Source organism: Pararobbsia alpina (genome assembly GCF_965118125.1).
Lineage (GTDB): Bacteria > Pseudomonadota > Gammaproteobacteria > Burkholderiales > Burkholderiaceae > Pararobbsia > Pararobbsia alpina_A.
In genome coordinates this window covers 2,415,684-2,432,173 of sequence record NZ_OZ221288.1, presented here as the reverse complement: position 1 = coordinate 2,432,173, position 16,490 = coordinate 2,415,684, and the positions used below count along the sequence as shown (strand labels likewise).

At 62.5% G+C, this 16,490-nt stretch carries 17 protein-coding genes; 11 read left to right on the top strand and 6 right to left on the bottom strand.

The genetic code is table 11. The features are described 5' to 3' along the window. Window positions 1-3: 3 nt before the first annotated feature. The gene (locus ACMFWR_RS28915; protein WP_413195808.1) at window positions 4-1,194 is read left to right on the top strand and encodes an ABC transporter substrate-binding protein; all 1,191 of its coding nucleotides are present in this window, start codon (window positions 4-6) and stop codon (window positions 1,192-1,194) included. Window positions 1,195-1,345: 151 nt separating this feature from the next. Next, entirely contained in the window at window positions 1,346-2,065 is a 720-nt protein-coding gene (locus ACMFWR_RS28910) for an ABC transporter permease (RefSeq protein WP_413197377.1), read from the top strand. Window positions 2,066-2,128: 63 nt separating this feature from the next. Here ACMFWR_RS28910 and ACMFWR_RS28905 read toward each other — a convergent pair whose 3' ends face one another. From ACMFWR_RS28905 to ACMFWR_RS28885, 5 genes are all read right to left on the bottom strand, one after another. Beyond that, a complete protein-coding gene (locus ACMFWR_RS28905; RefSeq protein ID WP_413195807.1) occupies window positions 2,129-3,922 on the bottom strand; it encodes a family 2A encapsulin nanocompartment cargo protein cysteine desulfurase in 1,794 nt (597 codons plus the stop codon). After that, a complete protein-coding gene (locus ACMFWR_RS28900) occupies window positions 3,903-4,829 on the bottom strand; it encodes a family 2A encapsulin nanocompartment shell protein (RefSeq protein WP_413195806.1) in 927 nt (308 codons plus the stop codon). Before ACMFWR_RS28900 ends, ACMFWR_RS28905 begins: the two co-directional genes overlap by 20 nt. A gap of 225 nt (window positions 4,830-5,054) precedes the next feature. Then, a complete protein-coding gene (locus tag ACMFWR_RS28895) occupies window positions 5,055-5,324 on the bottom strand; it encodes a helix-turn-helix domain-containing protein (protein WP_413195805.1) in 270 nt (89 codons plus the stop codon). Then, window positions 5,321-6,247 carry a serine O-acetyltransferase EpsC gene (gene epsC, locus ACMFWR_RS28890; protein WP_413195804.1) on the bottom strand — a complete coding sequence of 309 codons (927 nt, stop codon included), beginning with the start codon at window positions 6,245-6,247 and terminating at the stop codon, window positions 5,321-5,323. The genes ACMFWR_RS28895 and epsC overlap by 4 nt, the downstream gene beginning before the upstream one ends. A gap of 111 nt (window positions 6,248-6,358) precedes the next feature. Beyond that, window positions 6,359-6,826: a rhodanese-like domain-containing protein gene (locus tag ACMFWR_RS28885; protein ID WP_413195803.1), complete on the bottom strand. Its 468-nt coding sequence runs from the start codon at window positions 6,824-6,826 to the stop codon at window positions 6,359-6,361. A gap of 412 nt (window positions 6,827-7,238) precedes the next feature. Here ACMFWR_RS28885 and ACMFWR_RS28880 point away from each other — a divergent pair, with 412 nt between their 5' ends. The 7 genes from ACMFWR_RS28880 to ACMFWR_RS28850 all read left to right on the top strand — a co-directional run bounded on the left by ACMFWR_RS28880 (window position 7,239) and on the right by ACMFWR_RS28850 (window position 13,429). Beyond that, a complete protein-coding gene (locus tag ACMFWR_RS28880) occupies window positions 7,239-8,105 on the top strand; it encodes a transporter substrate-binding domain-containing protein (RefSeq protein ID WP_413195802.1) in 867 nt (288 codons plus the stop codon). Between the two features lie 45 nt (window positions 8,106-8,150). Continuing rightward, window positions 8,151-8,771 carry an amino acid ABC transporter permease gene (locus ACMFWR_RS28875; protein WP_413195801.1) on the top strand — a complete coding sequence of 207 codons (621 nt, stop codon included), beginning with the start codon at window positions 8,151-8,153 and terminating at the stop codon, window positions 8,769-8,771. Then, on the top strand, window positions 8,768-9,424 hold the full coding sequence (locus tag ACMFWR_RS28870) for an amino acid ABC transporter permease (RefSeq protein WP_413195800.1): 657 nt from the start codon (window positions 8,768-8,770) through the stop codon (window positions 9,422-9,424). The genes ACMFWR_RS28875 and ACMFWR_RS28870 overlap by 4 nt, the downstream gene beginning before the upstream one ends. Then, entirely contained in the window at window positions 9,421-10,275 is an 855-nt protein-coding gene (locus ACMFWR_RS28865) for an amino acid ABC transporter ATP-binding protein (protein ID WP_413195799.1), read from the top strand. Before ACMFWR_RS28870 ends, ACMFWR_RS28865 begins: the two co-directional genes overlap by 4 nt. Continuing rightward, window positions 10,244-11,473, top strand: a complete 1,230-nt coding sequence (locus tag ACMFWR_RS28860) for a DUF1116 domain-containing protein (protein WP_413195798.1) — start codon at window positions 10,244-10,246, stop codon at window positions 11,471-11,473. The genes ACMFWR_RS28865 and ACMFWR_RS28860 overlap by 32 nt, the downstream gene beginning before the upstream one ends. Then, window positions 11,470-12,939, top strand: coding sequence for an FAD/NAD(P)-binding protein (locus ACMFWR_RS28855; RefSeq protein WP_413195797.1), 1,470 nt, complete (start codon window positions 11,470-11,472; stop codon window positions 12,937-12,939). Before ACMFWR_RS28860 ends, ACMFWR_RS28855 begins: the two co-directional genes overlap by 4 nt. A gap of 64 nt (window positions 12,940-13,003) precedes the next feature. Further along, window positions 13,004-13,429 (top strand): RidA family protein, encoded by a 426-nt coding sequence (locus ACMFWR_RS28850; RefSeq protein ID WP_413195796.1) that lies wholly within the window; start codon window positions 13,004-13,006, stop codon window positions 13,427-13,429. A gap of 116 nt (window positions 13,430-13,545) precedes the next feature. Here the strand turns inward: ACMFWR_RS28850 and ACMFWR_RS28845 are convergent, their stop codons facing one another. Beyond that, window positions 13,546-13,770 (bottom strand): hypothetical protein, encoded by a 225-nt coding sequence (locus ACMFWR_RS28845; protein WP_413195795.1) that lies wholly within the window; start codon window positions 13,768-13,770, stop codon window positions 13,546-13,548. A 478-nt stretch (window positions 13,771-14,248) separates the two neighbouring features. Between ACMFWR_RS28845 and ACMFWR_RS28840 the strand changes: the two genes are divergently transcribed. Together ACMFWR_RS28840 and ACMFWR_RS28835 are read left to right on the top strand one after the other, a co-directional pair. Continuing rightward, window positions 14,249-14,842, top strand: a complete 594-nt coding sequence (locus tag ACMFWR_RS28840) for a cysteine dioxygenase (RefSeq protein ID WP_413195794.1) — start codon at window positions 14,249-14,251, stop codon at window positions 14,840-14,842. Continuing rightward, a complete protein-coding gene (locus ACMFWR_RS28835; protein ID WP_413197376.1) occupies window positions 14,842-16,449 on the top strand; it encodes a rhodanese-related sulfurtransferase in 1,608 nt (535 codons plus the stop codon). The genes ACMFWR_RS28840 and ACMFWR_RS28835 overlap by 1 nt, the downstream gene beginning before the upstream one ends. Window positions 16,450-16,490: the final 41 nt, after the last annotated feature.

The window sequence follows — 16,490 nt, the reverse complement described above, 5'->3', positions numbered from 1 at the left end:
CTTATGTGCGACGTTCCGATGAATCGCCGTGACTGGCTCAAACTTGCGGCACTGTTCACCGCGGCCGGCGCCGCTCCGCTGCTCGGCATGCTCAACGCTCGCGCGGCCAGCGAGCCCGATGCCCCTGTGCGCATTGGCTATCTGCCGATCACCGATGCGGCGCCCCTGCTTGCGGCCCATCACAACGGTTACTTCGCCGATGCGGGCCTGAATGTCGAAAAACCCACCCTGTTGCGCAGCTGGGCGCAGCTTGTCGAAGCCTTTCTTTCAGGTCAGGTCAACGTCGTGCATCTGCTGTCGCCGATGACCCTCTGGGCGCGGTACGGCAGTCGCGCTCCGGCGCGCGTCGTCGCATGGAATCACGTCAACGGTTCGGCGCTGACCGTGACACCTGACATCAACACGGTGCGTGACCTTGGCGGCAAGACGGTCGCTGTGCCGTTCTGGTATTCGATTCACAATGTCGTGGTCCAGCAGATGCTTCGCGATGCGGGGCTCAAGCCCGTGCTCAAGCGCACGGATACGATCGCGAGCGACGAGGTCAATCTGATCGTAATGGCGCCGAGCGACATGCCCCCGGCACTGGCTGCGAAGCAAATCTCGGGTTACATCGTCGCGGAACCCTTCAACGCCGCCGCCGAGTCGCTCAACATCGGCAAGGTGTTGCGCTTCACCGGTGACGTCTGGAAGAACCATGCGTGCTGCACCGTCTTCATGCATCAGGCCGACCTCGACAATCGTCCGGAGTGGTCGCAGAAGGTCGTCGACGCCATCGTTCGCGCTCAACTCTGGAGCCGCGCACATCCCGAAGAACTGGCGCACCTCTTGTCGAAGGACGGCCCGGACCGCTACACGCCGCACACGGCTCAGCTCCTGACGCGTGTGCTCGCCCCGGCGCCTTCCGAAGAAGGCCGCTACCTTGCCGATGGCGCCATTCGGCACGCTGACTGGCATCAGAAGCGCATCGACTTCCAGCCGTACCCGTATCCGAGCTATACCGAGGAACTCGTGCGCCGCCTGAAGTCGACGCAGGTCGACGGCAACGCTACCTTCCTCGCGAACCTAGATCCCGTTGCCACGTCCCGGGATCTTGTCGACGATCGGTTCGTGCGCAAGAGCATCACCGCGAACGGCGGACTGCAGGCATTCGGGCAGCCCGACGGATTCGAGCGCAAGGAGGTCGTCGTTGTCTGAGTCGCTGTCTGAGTCGCTATCGGAATCGCCCCCCGTCCGACAACCGGCGCTGGGGTCGGCAGGCGTGCGTGAGCAGGCTACGCAAGATCGCGCGCCCGGTGCGGAGACAACGTCGCGCCTGCCCCGCAGACGGATCCGTGCGCCGCTCGGCCTGGCGGGTCTTGTCCTGACGGTGTTCGTCTGGTGGGCTGGCATACACGGCTTCACGGAAGCCGGCAGTCTGGCGCGCGCGTTCGCACCCGACGCGGCACTGTCCGCGCTCGTACCGCTCGTACGAGACGACCATCTGCTCCTGCATGTGCTCGTGAGCCTCAAGCGTGTGGCGATCGGCATGGTGTGGGCCATCGTCGCCGGCGTGCCGGTCGGCCTGCTCGTCGGGCGCTTCCGGACAATCGATCGCATGCTGACGCCCGCGTTTCAGTTTCTGCGCATGATCTCGCCGTTGTCGTGGATGCCGATCGCCGTGATGTCGCTTGGCGTGGGCGATCGATCGGTCTACTTTCTGCTCGCCTTCGCAGCCGTGTGGCCGATCATCATGAACACGGCATCGGGTGTCACGGAGCTCGATCCACGGTGGATCCAGCTCGGACGCAGCCTCGCTGCGACACGGTTCGAGATGCTGGTCCGCATTTACCTGCCGGGCATCGCTGCTCATCTGCTGACAGGCCTGCGCCTGGCTACCGGCATTCTCTGGATCGTGCTCGTTCCCGCCGAGATGCTCGGCGTCAGCGCCGGGCTCGGGTATCTGATTCTCGACACACGCGATCGCCTCGCCTATTCGGAGCTGACCGCGACGATTCTTGTGATCGGCGTGATCGGCTTTGCGATCGACGCGTCGCTGCGCGCGCTGTATCAACGATTCGTGCGCTAAGACCCATGAAAAAAAAGGCGCGCCGACCGCGGCGCGCCTTGTTGCTTCTGTGAACCGCTCCCGCTACTTGCGTGCGAGACGCCGGATGACATCCAGAAACCGGTCAACCTCTTCCGTCGTGTTGTAGAACGCGAGAGACGGACGCACCGTGGCCTCAAGCCCGAACCGACGAAGAATCGGCTGCGCGCAATGGTGTCCGGCACGTACGGCGATGCCTTCTTCATTGAGCGCCTGACCGACCTCTTCGGTCGTGTAGCCCTTGAGCACGAACGACAGCACGCTGGCCTTGTCGCGTGCCGTACCCACCGGGCGGACTCCGTCGATGGCACACAGACGCACGCTCGCATACTCGAGCAGCTCGTGTTCGTAGCGCGCGATATTCGCCAGGCCGATCCGCGATACATAGTCGAGCGCGGCCGCAAGGCCGGCTGCGTCAGCGATGTTGCCGGTGCCCGCCTCGAAGCGATTCGGCGCGGGCTGGAACACGGTGCGCTCGAACGTCACGTCGGCAATCATGTTGCCGCCACCTTGCCACGGCGGCATCGCATCGAGAATCGCGCGCTTGCCGTAGACGACACCGATCCCGGTCGGCCCGAATATCTTGTGTCCCGAGAACACAAAGAAATCCGCGTCGATCGCCTGAACGTCGACGGCCATATGCGAGACCGACTGCGCGCCGTCGACAAGCGCAACGGCCCCTGCGCGATGCGCGAGGTCGACGATCTCCTTGACGGGCACCACCGTGCCGAGCGCGTTCGAGACTTGCGTGACGGCGACGATCTTCGTGCGGTCGTTGAGCAAACACGAATACGCGTCGAGCAAGACCTGGCCCGAATCGTCGACAGGAATCACGCGAATCGTGGCGCCCTTCTCTGCGGCAAGCTGCTGCCACGGCACGATGTTCGCGTGATGTTCAAGATGCGAGACGATGATCTCGTCGCCTGGCCCGATGTTCTGCACACCCCATGACTTCGCGATCAGATTGATTGCCTCGGTCGTGCCGCGCACGAAGACGATCTCGTCGGAAGACGATGCACCGATAAACCGGCGTACCGTATCGCGAGCCGCCTCATACGCATCCGTCGCGCGACCCGCCAGCGCGTGGGCGGCCCGATGGATGTTCGAGTTCTCATGCGCATAGAAATATGCAAGGCGATCGATCACGCACTGCGGCTTGTGCGTCGTGGCCGCGTTGTCGAACCAGACGAGTTGCCGGCCGTTGATGCGCTCCTGCAGGATCGGAAAGTCGCGTCGCACGGCGTGCACGTCGAAAGCGGGATGCAGCGGGCGAGAAGCAGGCGCAACACTGTCGAGGAAGTAGTAACTGGGCGTGCCCGCTCCCGTCAGCACACGACTGCCCGGTGCGTCAACGCGACGCTCGAAAGTATCGACGACGCGTGGCACGCCGAGTGCCTGTGCGCCATAGCGCCCGTCCATCGCGGGCGCTACGCTGACTACCTGATCGGGCAATCGATTTTGCGCCTCGGCGTGCGGCACCAAAGCGGGCGCACGGTTGCCCAGTGACAGCACATGCGTGGGCGAAGACGGCAACAGGTTGGAGCCTGCGACTTTGCCCTGAGGCAGTGCGAGGCCCGGCACACCCGTGCCTGCGCCTCCCGGCCCCGCGAGCGGCGAACCCGGAGGTACGGGATTCGTCGACGACGGGATAGCAGGCGCGGCTGCATCAAGCTCGGCCAACGGGCTGCCGGGCACACCACCGGCCTTGGCTGGCGTGCCTGGCAACGCTGCGAAGAACGCGTTGGCGAGGCGCGCCAGCGTATCCGCATCCGGCAGCCCTGCCGGAGCAGCCTGGCCCGTCAACAGCCCCGCGTCGGGATTACTTGTAGGTATCGGCATAGTCGTGGTACTTGCCAATTTCAACGTCGTCGAGCACCGCGAGTGCGTCCGGCGTATGCACCGCGAGCGAGCAATACAGCGAGATCAGGTACGAAGCGATCGCCTGATTGTTGATGCCCATAAAGCGCACTGACAGCCCCGGACCCTGTTCGCCGGCCACGCCCGGCTGATAGAGACCCACGACACCCTGCCGCTTGTCGCCCACGCGCAGCAAGAGGATCTTCGTCTTGCCGTCGTCGACCGGCACCTTGTCCGACGGAATCAGCGGAATGCCACGCCACGTGAGGAATTGCGAACCGAACAGGCTCGTCGTCGGCGGCGGTACGCCACGGCGTGTGCATTCACGACCAAAGGCAGCGATGGCGAGCGGATGCGTGAGGAAGAACGCAGGCTCTTTCCAGACCTTGGTCAGCAATTCGTCGAGATCGTCGGGCGTCGGCGCGCCTGTCAGCGTGAAAACACGCTGCTCTTCCGCGACGCTGGCGAGCAAGCCGTAGTCGGGATTGTTGATCAGCTCGCTTTCCTGGTTCTCCTTGACCGTCTCGATGGTCAGTCGCAGTTGCTCTTTGATCTGATCGTGCGGACTGCTGTAGAGATCCGATACGCGAGTGTGTACCTCGAGCACGGTGCTCACCGCATTAAGAAAGTATTCGCGCGGATTTTCTTCGTAAGGGACAAACGTTGTCGGCAGCGTGCCTTCGCTTTCACGCTGCGTGCAGGCAACACGGACGGCCTCGGGGTTCTTGACCTGGTTGAGTCGATAGATACCTGCCTCGACCGGCACCCATTGCAGCAGGTGGGTCAGCCATCGCGGTGTGATGGTGGCAAGTTGCGGGACGGTTTTCGTTGCGTTCGCTAGTTGCCGCGCTGCGATGTCGCCGAGTGCGGTCTGCCCTTCAGAAGCCATCTGCTACCCCCATTCGATATGAAAAAAAGAGAATTGCTTATCTGCGTACGGCATTATGAAAACGGCAATATCGACCTTCAACATGCTATAGACGGCATTATTTGAGGGCGTGAGCACATGCCGGGGCAGCGCCGATTGAAAGCAATCGGCCGGCAGGTGGGTGACCTACGGCTATAGGTCTTAAAGGTCTTAGACGTCTTAAGCGTCTTAAGCGTCTTAAGCGTCTTAAGCGTCGTTAGCCAGCGCAGCAGCAGGCGGCTTGCCTTGAGCAGGACCCGGCAGCGGCGCCACGTTGAGCAGTTCGGGCAGAGAAAGACTGAGCGCGTGAGCGATCTTGTCGACCGTCACGACCGACGCAATCACGCTGCCTCGCTCGACCTCGCCAATGTACGAGCGATTGAGTCCGGCGCGCTCGGCAAGCTGCTCCTGCGACCATTGACGTGCTTCGCGCAACGCGCGAACACGGCGGCCGATCTGGTGAACGAGCGTCGTCATGGCAGTGCAACCGCAGCCGGCACACGCGCGGCATCACGCGAGGACGCTTGCGTGACATGCGCCCCCGGCGCCACGTCGTCGACGAGCCAGACGTTGCCTCCGATGACGGCTCCCCGGCCAATGCGCACACGACCGAGCACGGTGGCGCCCGCGTAGACGACGACGTCGTCTTCGACGATCGGATGCCGCGCAAGCCCCTTTTCGAGGTGGCCGTCCGCATCTTTGGGAAACCGCTTGGCACCGAGTGTCACGGCCTGATAGAGACGCACACGCTCGCCGAGCACGGCAGTCTCGCCGATGACGACGCCGGTACCGTGGTCGATAAAGAAGCTGGCTCCGATCTGCGCACCCGGGTGGATATCGATACCGGTCTGCGCATGCGAAAGCTCGGACAGCATGCGTGCGAGCAATGGCAGGCGAAGCCGGTAAAGTTCGTGCGCGAGCCGGTGATGGATCATCGCGAGCACGCCGGGGTAGCACAGCAGCACTTCGTCGACGCTGCCCGCCGCGGGGTCGCCGTGATAGGCCGCGAGCACATCGCTATCGAGCAGGCGCCGCACGTCCGGCAGACGATGCGCGAAGGCACGAATCCGCGTGATCGCATCGTCGCGGTCATACGCGGCACCCGCTGCGTCTCTGCGGTGCTTGTATTGAAGTTCGAGTTCGGCTTGCGCGAGCAAGGCATGCATCGCCGAATCGAGCGAATGCGCGATATAGAGGTTTTCGCTTTCCTGACGCAGATCCGGCGGACCCAGGCGCATCGGAAAGAGCACGCCCTTGAGCGTGTCGACGATGCCGCCCAGCGCGTCGCGTGAGGGCAAATCGCGTCCGCCCGGCTCAAGCAAGCGGCGTTGGTCTTCACGCCACTGCTCGCGTACCGCCTGAAGCGAGCGCACAACGCCGTCGAGTTCAAAAGCCGACATTCCACTGACTCCCGAGCGAGGCCCGGTTGTCACCGGGCAACGGCGCTTGATAAAGGTGCGCGAATCGCTGTGACCCCTTCAGGCTCGAAGGCTTCGCGCACCGTGCTTGAGTTACTGCTGCGTCCAGGGCAAGGCGTATGCACGCCAACCGCCCGCATGGCCACGCTGCTGCTTGTCGTCGAGCTCCCCTTCGAAACCTTCGAGCACGTTGAATACGTGCGCAAAGCCTGCCTTGGTCGCCGCTTCGGCCGCGAGCGACGAACGATTGCCGCTTCGGCACAGCAACAGCACGACCTTGTCCTTTCCCGTCTTCGCTTCGAGTTCGCGCACAAATCTCGGATTGCGCGTGAGGCTCGTGCCCGTTGCCCAGGCGACGTGAATGCTGTCGGGCACCTGTCCGACGAACACGCGCTCTTCGTTCGTGCGCACGTCGACGAGTACTGCTTCGCGCGCGCTGACGAGCGACCACGCCTGCTGCGGTGAAACACTGCCCGCATAAGGCAGGCCCGCTGAGCGCGCGATGCTGCGCGCTGTCTCCAGTGCTTCGTGATGGATGTTTTGTTGTGTTGCCAGCGTCATCGAATCTCTCCTGCATCAAGTGATCTGATGGCCTGACATCGAATTCGTCTGCCCAGGCGGCGCCCGCCGTCTATAGCCATCAAGAGACACTATGCGTGCGATGCCGGTCGGCGCAGAACCAATTAATTGTCATTTTCAAATCGCCACCACCGAAATGCGCGTCGCGCGCGCACAAACAGGCCGTTGTCCACGCCCCCATTAACGGCCTTTCTACTACCTGAGTCGGGACGCGTACACGCTCTTCTCGACCAGAGGGTCTCCCCAAAGGGCTGAACAAAACAGACACCAATCCCGCCTCCAAGATAACCATCCATCGTTTTCTTATTAGCCGGCGAAGGCGCGCGCACATAGGATGGTCAGTCCGGCCCGGATTCCGCGCACTGCTTTTTTAACCCCTATAGTCAGAGGATTCATGTCCACTCAATCGGTCGCTCACGCGCGATGGTCTCCGCGGCAGGGTGCCGCCCTGATGTATGCCGCGATAGTTGGCCTGGCCAGTCTCTTCCATCCGGGTTCGTCCGCAGGGGCGACGCTCGACGAGATCAAACAGCGCGGCTATCTGACCGTCGTCACGGAGGACGACTTCAGGCCCTTTGAATTCGTGCAGGACGGCAAGCCCACCGGCTTCGACAACGAGCTGGTTGCAAAGCTCAAGGCGCGAGGCCCCATCGACGTTCGGCAACAGATCATTCCCTTTACCGGCCTGCTTGCCGGTGTGGTCAGTGGCAAATACGACGCGGCGACAACCGGACTGCTCATTACCAAGGAGCGTCAACAGTCGCTCGACTTCACCACACCGATCGCCGAAGCAACGATTTACTACGTCAAGCGGAAGGGAGACAAGCGAATCAACAAAGTCGCCGATCTCAACGGACTGACCATTGGCGTTCAGGCGGGCAGTGCCATGTATCAGCGCTTGCCCGAGCTTGAGAAACTGCTGGCCGCTTCGGGCGGAAAACTCGGCAAGATCGTCCAGTACACGTCGTATCCCGAGGCGTACCAGGATCTCGCGCTCGGGCGCACGGACTACGTTGTCAACAATATCGTGGGGCTCAATACGCTGATCAAGGAAAAGGGCGATGTCTTCGAAATCGGGCAACCGGTGTCGAGCAAGACATACGTCGCATGGGGCGTAGCGAAAGGCAACACGACACTGCTCAAGTATCTGAACGACTTCCTGGCCGAGGAGCGCAAGAACGGCGATATCGCGAAGCTTCAGCAGCAGTGGTTCGGAACGACGTTCCCAGATCCTCCCGAACATTTCGTCTCCGAGTACTGACACTGCCGCAACGCCACTGTGGAGATTTTCGGAGTCAAGGCCCTCATGTCCGGCGCCGCGATCACGCTCGGACTTTGCGTGTTGGCCATCGTTACGGGCTTCCTGTTAGGGGGAGCGCTTGGCGTCCTTCGCTGGCTCCGGCTTCCGGGGCTGGATCGCGTACTTGCGACTTATGTCAGCCTGGTTCGCGCGACACCGTTGCTGACACTGGCCCTCGTCGTATTCTTTCTGGTGCCGGCGACCACGGGCTATGACATGCCCGCTGCGTTCGCAGCGGTCATTTCGATGTCCGTCAATACGTCGGCATTCAATTGCGAAATCTGGCGCGCGGGGCTCGACGATTTTCCGCGAGGACAAATCGAAGCGGCTCGCGCGGCCGGCATGCGGCGGGGCCTCTTGCTTCGGCGGATCATGCTGCCGCAAGTCATACGCAGCCATCTTGCTCCACTCGTCAACGAAATGACGGTGCTCATTAAAAACAGTCCAGCCATTTCGGTGATCGGCATCGTCGACCTGACCCGCGCTGCGGTTCGGGTTGGCGCTGATACCTATCGGCCGTTGCCGCCGCTCATGGGGGCACTACTGATCTACCTGATCATCGTCTTTGCATTGGTCAGGCTGCAACGGCGTCTCGACCGGCAGTCGGCAGCAAGGCACGCTCCATGAATCACGGCCTCGACGTCATCTGGATCCACAGGAGCGAACTGCTCGCCGGCCTCCTGAGTACCACTGCGCTCTCTGCACTGTCCGCAGCGTGCTCGCTCGTTACCGGCACTGTGCTGTCGACCGTCCTGATGTCGCGGCAGCGCGTTCCCGCATCCATGGCGCGCGTTTTCGTCGACCTGATGCGGTGCACGCCGTTTTTGCTTCTGGTCTATGTGATCTACTACGGGCTGCCGTCGTTTGGTATCCGGCTCGATAACATATCAGCCGGATTCTTCGGCCTGGTGATCTACAACACCGCTTACGTGGCGGAAATCCTCCGGGCGGGATGGGCCAACCGTCCGCGCGAAGAGCTTGAGGCAGGCCACGCGTTCGGATTTCATGGTGTCCAACTCGTGCGGCGACTCGTGCTGCCACCCGTCTTCTATTCCTCGGCACCCATGCTGGGCAACCAGTTTATCCAGATCGTCAAGGACAGCTCGTTCCTGACCATCATCGCGGTTCCGGAACTGACCTATGCGGCGAACAACATTCAGTCGAACCACTACATTCCGTTCGCTGCGTTCATTGCCGCCGTGTTGCTGTACTGGATCGTATGCTCGGCGATCGAACTCATCGTTTCCGCCATGCGCCGTGTATCGGAGCAATATCAATGAGTGCCGCTACGCTTGAACTTTCCGAGGCATCGTCAACGATTGGCTTCGCCCGCAAAACGGTGCTCGATCTGCGCGACGTGACCAAGCGCTACAACGGTCACACGGTTCTCGATTCAGTCAGTCTCGACCTTGCCGAAGGTGAAACGGTCTGCATCCTCGGTCCTTCCGGGTCCGGCAAGTCGACGCTGTTGCGATGCATCAACTGGCTTGAAGCCCCCGACGAAGGTTCCGTGCATCTCCTTGGTCGGCAAGTCGGCGTGAGGGAGAACGGCAAGCCGATGAGTGACCGGGAACTCGCTTCGATCCGTACGCAAATCGGCATGGTGTTCCAGCACTATGCGCTCTGGCCGCATCTGACCGTCGTTGAAAACGTGATGGAAGCACCGCTTTACGTACAACGCCGCCCACGCGCTGAAGTGCGTGAACAAGCCGAGCAGTTGCTCGAACAGGTCGGGCTTCTCGACAAGCGCAACGTCTATCCGGCGCGGCTTTCCGGCGGTCAACGACAGCGTGTCGGGATCGCGCGGGCGCTCGCGACGCGTCCAAAGCTGATGCTCTTCGACGAACCGACGAGCGCGCTCGACCCCGAACGCGTCGATGACGTCCTGCGAATCGTCCGGGATCTCGCCGGGCAGGGCATGACGATGATCGTGGTCACGCACGAAATGAGTTTTGCGCGCCGCAGCGCGAGCCACATCGTGTTCATGGACAATGGGAAAGTCGTCGAAGCCGGCGAACCACAAGCGTTCTTCGCGAGCCCGCAAACCGAGCGCGCGCGAAACTTCCTGTTCAACGATTCAACACGACTTCCCCCACACCATGAATGGTCGGACACCACCGAACCCCTCTGAGGCAAACAGCACCGCGAATCGCCTCGCAGTCGAGCGCATCGTCGCGGCGAAGCCCGTGCTCGTCGGTTGCGAGCGCGCGTCGGGCGCACTGGGCCTCGGCGAGGGCGAACTGGGTCATGCCGGCCCACCGTTCTCTGACTACGACGAGATTCCTCCGGCGGTGCTCAATGCGCTGACCGGCGCTGCCCTCCATGAGCGCTGGGCCGACACACGCGAGAAGGCACGCAGCATGATCGAGCGCGGTGAGATCAGGCTGCGCTCGAATCACGATCTCGGCACAGTATCTCCCATGGCAGGTGTCGTGCGTCCGAGCCAGACGGTGATGCGCATCGAAGATCGCAACGCAGACGGCGTAACGCATGCAACGCTCGCTGAAGCCGGCCGTCTCGTGTTGCGTTTCGGCTTCTATGACGACAACGTCGCAACCGGTCTCGACTATCTTGATCGTGTCGTCGGGCCGTCAATCGAAAAAGCGCTGCCTGCCGGCGGCCTGGAAGTGTTGCCCTGTGTCGCCAACGGCGTAGCCCTTGGCGACGACGTCCATCAGCGTAACGTGGGCGGCATGTTCGACTTCGTACGACAGCTCCCCGGGCTCGACAACATGGTCAGGGCCTGGCTGCTCGACAATCCTCAACATTTCCTGAACTACGCCATGGCATCCGCCAAGCTCGCGCTCGACCGGGCGCGCGATATTCCGGGGTCGAGCATCGTCACCGCGATCTCGCGCAACGGGTCCGTGTGCGGAGTACGGCTGGCCGGCACGGGCTCCCAGTGGTTCACCGCACCGGCCACCACGCCGGACGGTGAGTTTTTCGCGCCCCATACCCGCAGCGACGCGCACGCCGACCTCGGCGACAGCGCCATCATGGAGGCCTACGGACTGGGTGGCGCCATCGCGCATTGTGCCCCCGAGCTGGCAAGGCGCATGCATCAGGACTGGAGCTCGGCAAGCGAAGCCGGCGTACGCATGCGCGCCCTGTTTGAAACCAGTCATCCGGCGATCGCGCCCGCTCTGGCTGGTGGAAAAGGTATCGGCCTCGGGCTCGACGCATACAAAGTCGTCACTGCCGACGAACCGGTTCGCATCCACACCGGCATCGCTCACCGCAACGGCGCGACCGGATGGATCGGGATCGGTGTGGCAAGAGCGCCCGTTGCGTGCTTCGAATCGGCGATCAAAGCGCTCGACACGCCATGAATGCGAAACCAAACGTGACAGACGAGCATGCTTCCCCTCGCCCGCTTCGAATCGCTGTCGTCGGAGGCGGCTTCACTGGCGTGGCGTTCATCATTCACACCATCCTGGCGACCCGGCCCGCGGCGGGCACCACGTCCGCAGCACGTCTTCATTTCGATCTGGTCGAACGCTCGGCGGAGATCGGGCGTGGTGTGGCATATGGAACGCGCGATCCGCTGCATCGTATCAATGTGCCGAGCGACCGGATGAGTCTGCTCGGCGACGACCCGACCCACGCGACGAGGTGGTTGGCGACTCACGGCAAATTGAAGCCGGGCGACACGGATGCGAACGGCCATCACTATGTTTCGCGCGAGGCCTACGGAGCCTACGTCGATGCAACGCTGCGAGACACGGTTACGGCCGAAGGAAACCGGGTGCACCTGACACGTTGGCACGCCGAGGCAACGTCCGTTCACCTCGATGGTGCTGCGCGCACGGTCACACTGGACACCGGTGCGTCAATACAGGCAGATCGCGTCGCCTTGTGCATAGGGCACGCCACACCCGTGCTGCCTTGCGATGTCCCTGACAGCGTGTCGCAGGATCCACGGTTCGTACAGAATCCGTGGTTACCGGGCGTGCTTGAACACATCGCGTCCCATCGCTCCGTCCTGATCGTCGGCACCGGCCTGACCATGGCGGACTGTCTCGCAAGTCTGCTCGCGCGCGGACATCGCGGCGCGATCACCGCAATCTCGCGGCGCGGGCTGCTCCCCCAACCGCACGGGGTGTTCTGGAGCGCTGCCGATTTTCTGGGCGATGCGCCTGCACCCACAAGCGTGCGTGCGCTGCTGAAAATGCTTCGCGCGCGAATTGCGCGCGACAAGGACCCATACGGATGGCAGCCCGCTGTCGATGCGCTGCGCTTTGATTTGCCGCGCATCTGGCCGGCGCTGCCGAAGAAGGAGCAAAGGCGCGTCGTCAGGCGCTTGCTGCCGTTCTGGGACGTGCATCGATTCAGGATCGCTCCCCAGGTGCACGACGTGATTCATGCCGCAATCAGCAAGCGCAACGTGATTGTCGAGCGAGCAGGCATGACGGCAATCGTGGCGGCGCACGACGGGCTGCGCGTGACACTGGCGCGTTCCTTGGGTGAAACCGAACGACGTACCTTCGATCACGTCGTCTTGTGCACGGGCCCTTCGCGCGACGTGTTTGCCAATCCGCTCCTGCACTCGCTACGGACCGAAGGCCTGGCGCGAGCGGACCGCGCAGGCATCGGTGTCGATGTCAGCCCGATCAGCCAGCTGGTCGATAGCGAAGGCAAGGTTGTAGACGGCGTGTTTGTTTTGGGTCCCGCGACTCGGGGCACCTTCGGGGAGATGACCGGCGCGCCCGATATTGCCCGGCATATCGAGCGGCTGCTCAAAGACGCCAAGACGTCGATCCTTGGTGCATGTCGTCGCGAGCAGACGACCAGGTAATGACATCGGCACGCGGCAAGCAACATCATCGCTTTTCTCTCTCAAGCCTCGGAGACTCTGCCCAATGAGCACAGAAAAAATTTATCACGTCGTTCCCGATGCAAGTCCGCCCCCGCCTTCATCACTCTATTCTCACGCGGTGGAGGCTGCGGGCTGGCTTTACGTCACCGGCCAGTTGCCGAGCAATCCCGACGCGCCTAACGCTGGCCTACCATCCGGTATTGGCGCACAAGCCGAACTGTGCTTCGAGAATCTGGCGCGCATTCTCACGCACGCCGGCTATGGATTCGAAGACACCGTCTTTGTGCGAATCTATCTCAGCGAGTTTGACAGGGACTTTGCAGCATTCAACTCGGTGTATGCGAGGCGTTTTCCTCAGGACGGGCATCGATTACCTTCGCGTACGACGATCGGCGTCGCCAGGCTGGGCCGCAACGCACTTGTCGAGATCGATCTCGTGGCCTACAAGGACAACGCGCGCCCCGCTTAGCGGGGGAGCCGCACACAGGTCGGCCGCTGCTTGCTGACGTTCATCACCGCGCATTGGGGGCACGCATCTCGGCCGAGGTTCGCGATTGGCTTGATAAAGCCGGGCCGCTCGTCGTGTCACCCGTGCCAGCCAGCGCCGTGATGAAAGATCGAGCGCAGCGTATCGGCGATGATAGACACCAGCGACCCCGCGAAAGATCCGAACACTTCACGTTCAAGACATGCCAGCAGAACCACCACAAGGCATATCGACAGGACATGTCCGACCTCAAAGCGCCCAGACCGAGTTTCTATACTCTGAGTCTCCTGCGCTTCATGCTCCTCGCCATGTGCCGTATTCATGTATCACACCAGATAGTAAAGAACATCGCTTCGATCGGCTCGACTGCGCAGGCCGCAGTGCGGGCTTGAAAATGCGAACGAAACGCGCAACAAAGAGCGATTCGAATCGATCGATCGCCCGGTGCGTCAAAACATTGTGATGACCCCCAGTCCCGTGCGGAACCAATTCTTTCTTATATGCAAACATCCTCAGCGTAGAGCGTGACGATCGCCATGCGCATCGTCCCAAGAGCGGGTGATCGCTTGCGACGTGCCTTGTGCCCGCGCACGATGTCCTTTCCTGATTTCCTTCGTAGACCTCGTCGCGCGGGGTCTGCTCCGCGCGTTGGCGTGCATGGCGGCTCCGGCACAAGCAAAGGGTATTGCGACCGCCGCGCGGGCCGCGATACGGGCGCCGGCGGCCCGCGACGCCCTGTGATAGCCTGTGTTCACTCCGCGCAACCCTTGCGCGTGCCGCCTGACTGGAGTGGTTTGGCCCATGGCTCTTCACGCACTGCGAGCATTCGTCGGCGACCTCGCCGCGCTGGTCGATGCGCACCCTGGCGAGGCCGCCTTGCTTGAACACGGCGCACGCGCCCTGCGCGCGCTCATCAACGTCGACGACTGGCTCCCGGATGCCTACGCGCAGCCATCCGCCGAGCGCTATCAACAGTATTTGCTCTACGCCGATGCGCGTCAGCGTTTCTCCGTAGTGAGCTTTGTCTGGGGCCCCGGCCAGCAGACGCCGGTTCACGACCATACAGTGTGGGGCATGGTCGGCGTGCTGCGCGGCGCCGAACTCGCTGCCCCCTTCAGGATCGGTCCCGATGGAAGACCCGAGCCTGCGGGCGACGAAGTCCGGCTCGATGCCGGCCACGTCGATCTCGTATCACCCGCGATCGGCGACATCCATCGCGTGCGCAATGCGTTCGACGACCAGGTGTCGATCAGCATTCACGTCTATGGGGCTAATATTGGCGCCGTGCGTCGCTCGACCTATCCGCTCGACGGGCCACCGAAGCCCTTTATCTCGGGCTATTCGAACACTACGCTCCCTAATCTCTGGGACCTCAGCAAGGAGTTGCCGCTTTGATCACGTCGTACCCCGTGCGCACTTACGAGCAGGTCCGCGAAGCCTTGCTCGCGCGCCAGGAAATCGCCTTGCTGGATGTCCGGGAAGAAGACCCTCACGCTCAGTCTCATCCTTTATTCGCCGCCAATATGCCCTTGTCGAGACTCGAGCTCGACGCGTGGTCACGATTGCCACGGCGTAGCGTGCCGATTGTCGTGTTCGACAACGGTGAGGGATTCGCAGAGCGCGCCGCTGCAAAACTCGTTGATCTCGGCTACACGGATGTCGCATTGCTCGACGGCGGACTTGCCGGCTGGATCCGCGCGGGCGGCGAGGTGTTTCGTGATGTCAATGTACCGAGCAAGGCGTTCGGTGAACTCGTCGAAGCGAAGCGGCATACACCGTCCCTGTCGGCACAGGAGGTCAAAGCGCTGCTTGATGCGAAGGACGATGTGGTCGTGCTCGACGCGCGCCGGTTTGACGAATATCAGACGATGAATATTCCCGGCAGTATCAGTGTGCCGGGTGCCGAACTCGCCCTGCGCGCACGCGCGCTCGCACCGGATCCGAAGACGCGCGTCATCGTCAATTGCGCGGGCCGCACGCGCAGCATCATCGGTACGCAATCGCTCGTCAATGCCGGCCTGCCGAATCCGGTCGCCGCGTTGCGCAATGGCACGATCGGATGGACGCTGGCCGGGCAATCGCTCGAGCACGGTGCGCGCCGTCAATTCGCGCCCGGCGCGGGGCTCGACGCGGGCGTGCTCTCCACGTCACGCGAGGCCGCGGCGGCGCTTGCAACGCGGGCGGGCGTCAAGCACGTCACGCTTGCGGAGCTCGGCGCATGGGTCGACGATGCCTCGCGCTCGACCTATCGCTACGACGTACGTACACCAGGCGAGTACGGACACGCGCATCTACCCGGATTCCAGAATGCGCCCGGCGGTCAGCTCGTGCAGGAGACGGAGATGTTCGCGCCCGTTCGCGGCGCGCGTGTCGTCCTGTTCGACGACGATGGCGTGCGCGCTTTGATGACAGGGTCGTGGCTCGCGCAGATGAATGTCGATGTTTATGTACTCGCCGGGGTAACGAACGAAGATCTGACCGCCCGCGGCGCGTGGCAACCTCAGCGACCGCTACCCGACGCGACGCCTGCGTTGTCGCCAGCGGCGCTTGCCGAACTCGTCGAACATGGCGACGCTCGCGTGGCCATCATCAACGTCACATCCAGCGCCAATCACGTGAAAGCGCATGTGCCGGGCGCTTTCTGGGCAATGCGATCCGACCTCGCCAACGCACTCGCTGCGATCGAGAAAGAACAACAACCCGATCGCTATGTGGTCGTGTGTCAGACAAACGCAATCGCTCCGTACGCCGCGCCCGACGTCGCTTCACTCACCGGCAAGCCCGTACACGTGGTCGAAGGCGGTACATCGGCATGGATCCGCGAAGGCCTGCCGGTCGAAGCCGGCGACACGCGTCTTGCTAGCCCGCGCACCGACCGCTATCGCCGCCCGTACGAGGGCACCGACAACGCACATGAGGCGATGAATGCGTATCTCGAGTGGGAATATGGCCTGATTGCGCAGCTCGATCGTGATGGGACGCACGGGTTCAACGTCGTTTGAATTCCCTCGAGTACTGGCTGCGTAGACGGGTGCTTCTCCCG

Coding starts and splice junctions, on each gene's coding strand:
- ACMFWR_RS28915 (WP_413195808.1), top strand. CDS start 4: ATGTGCGACGTTCCGATGAATCGCCGTGACTGGCTCAAACTTGCGGCA.
- ACMFWR_RS28905 (WP_413195807.1), bottom strand. CDS start 3,922: ATGCCGATACCTACAAGTAATCCCGACGCGGGGCTGTTGACGGGCCAG.
- ACMFWR_RS28900 (WP_413195806.1), bottom strand. CDS start 4,829: ATGGCTTCTGAAGGGCAGACCGCACTCGGCGACATCGCAGCGCGGCAA.
- ACMFWR_RS28895 (WP_413195805.1), bottom strand. CDS start 5,324: ATGACGACGCTCGTTCACCAGATCGGCCGCCGTGTTCGCGCGTTGCGC.
- epsC (WP_413195804.1), bottom strand. CDS start 6,247: ATGTCGGCTTTTGAACTCGACGGCGTTGTGCGCTCGCTTCAGGCGGTA.
- ACMFWR_RS28885 (WP_413195803.1), bottom strand. CDS start 6,826: ATGACGCTGGCAACACAACAAAACATCCATCACGAAGCACTGGAGACA.
- ACMFWR_RS28880 (WP_413195802.1), top strand. CDS start 7,239: ATGTCCACTCAATCGGTCGCTCACGCGCGATGGTCTCCGCGGCAGGGT.
- ACMFWR_RS28875 (WP_413195801.1), top strand. CDS start 8,151: ATGTCCGGCGCCGCGATCACGCTCGGACTTTGCGTGTTGGCCATCGTT.
- ACMFWR_RS28870 (WP_413195800.1), top strand. CDS start 8,768: ATGAATCACGGCCTCGACGTCATCTGGATCCACAGGAGCGAACTGCTC.
- ACMFWR_RS28865 (WP_413195799.1), top strand. CDS start 9,421: ATGAGTGCCGCTACGCTTGAACTTTCCGAGGCATCGTCAACGATTGGC.
- ACMFWR_RS28860 (WP_413195798.1), top strand. CDS start 10,244: ATGAATGGTCGGACACCACCGAACCCCTCTGAGGCAAACAGCACCGCG.
- ACMFWR_RS28855 (WP_413195797.1), top strand. CDS start 11,470: ATGAATGCGAAACCAAACGTGACAGACGAGCATGCTTCCCCTCGCCCG.
- ACMFWR_RS28850 (WP_413195796.1), top strand. CDS start 13,004: ATGAGCACAGAAAAAATTTATCACGTCGTTCCCGATGCAAGTCCGCCC.
- ACMFWR_RS28845 (WP_413195795.1), bottom strand. CDS start 13,770: ATGAATACGGCACATGGCGAGGAGCATGAAGCGCAGGAGACTCAGAGT.
- ACMFWR_RS28840 (WP_413195794.1), top strand. CDS start 14,249: ATGGCTCTTCACGCACTGCGAGCATTCGTCGGCGACCTCGCCGCGCTG.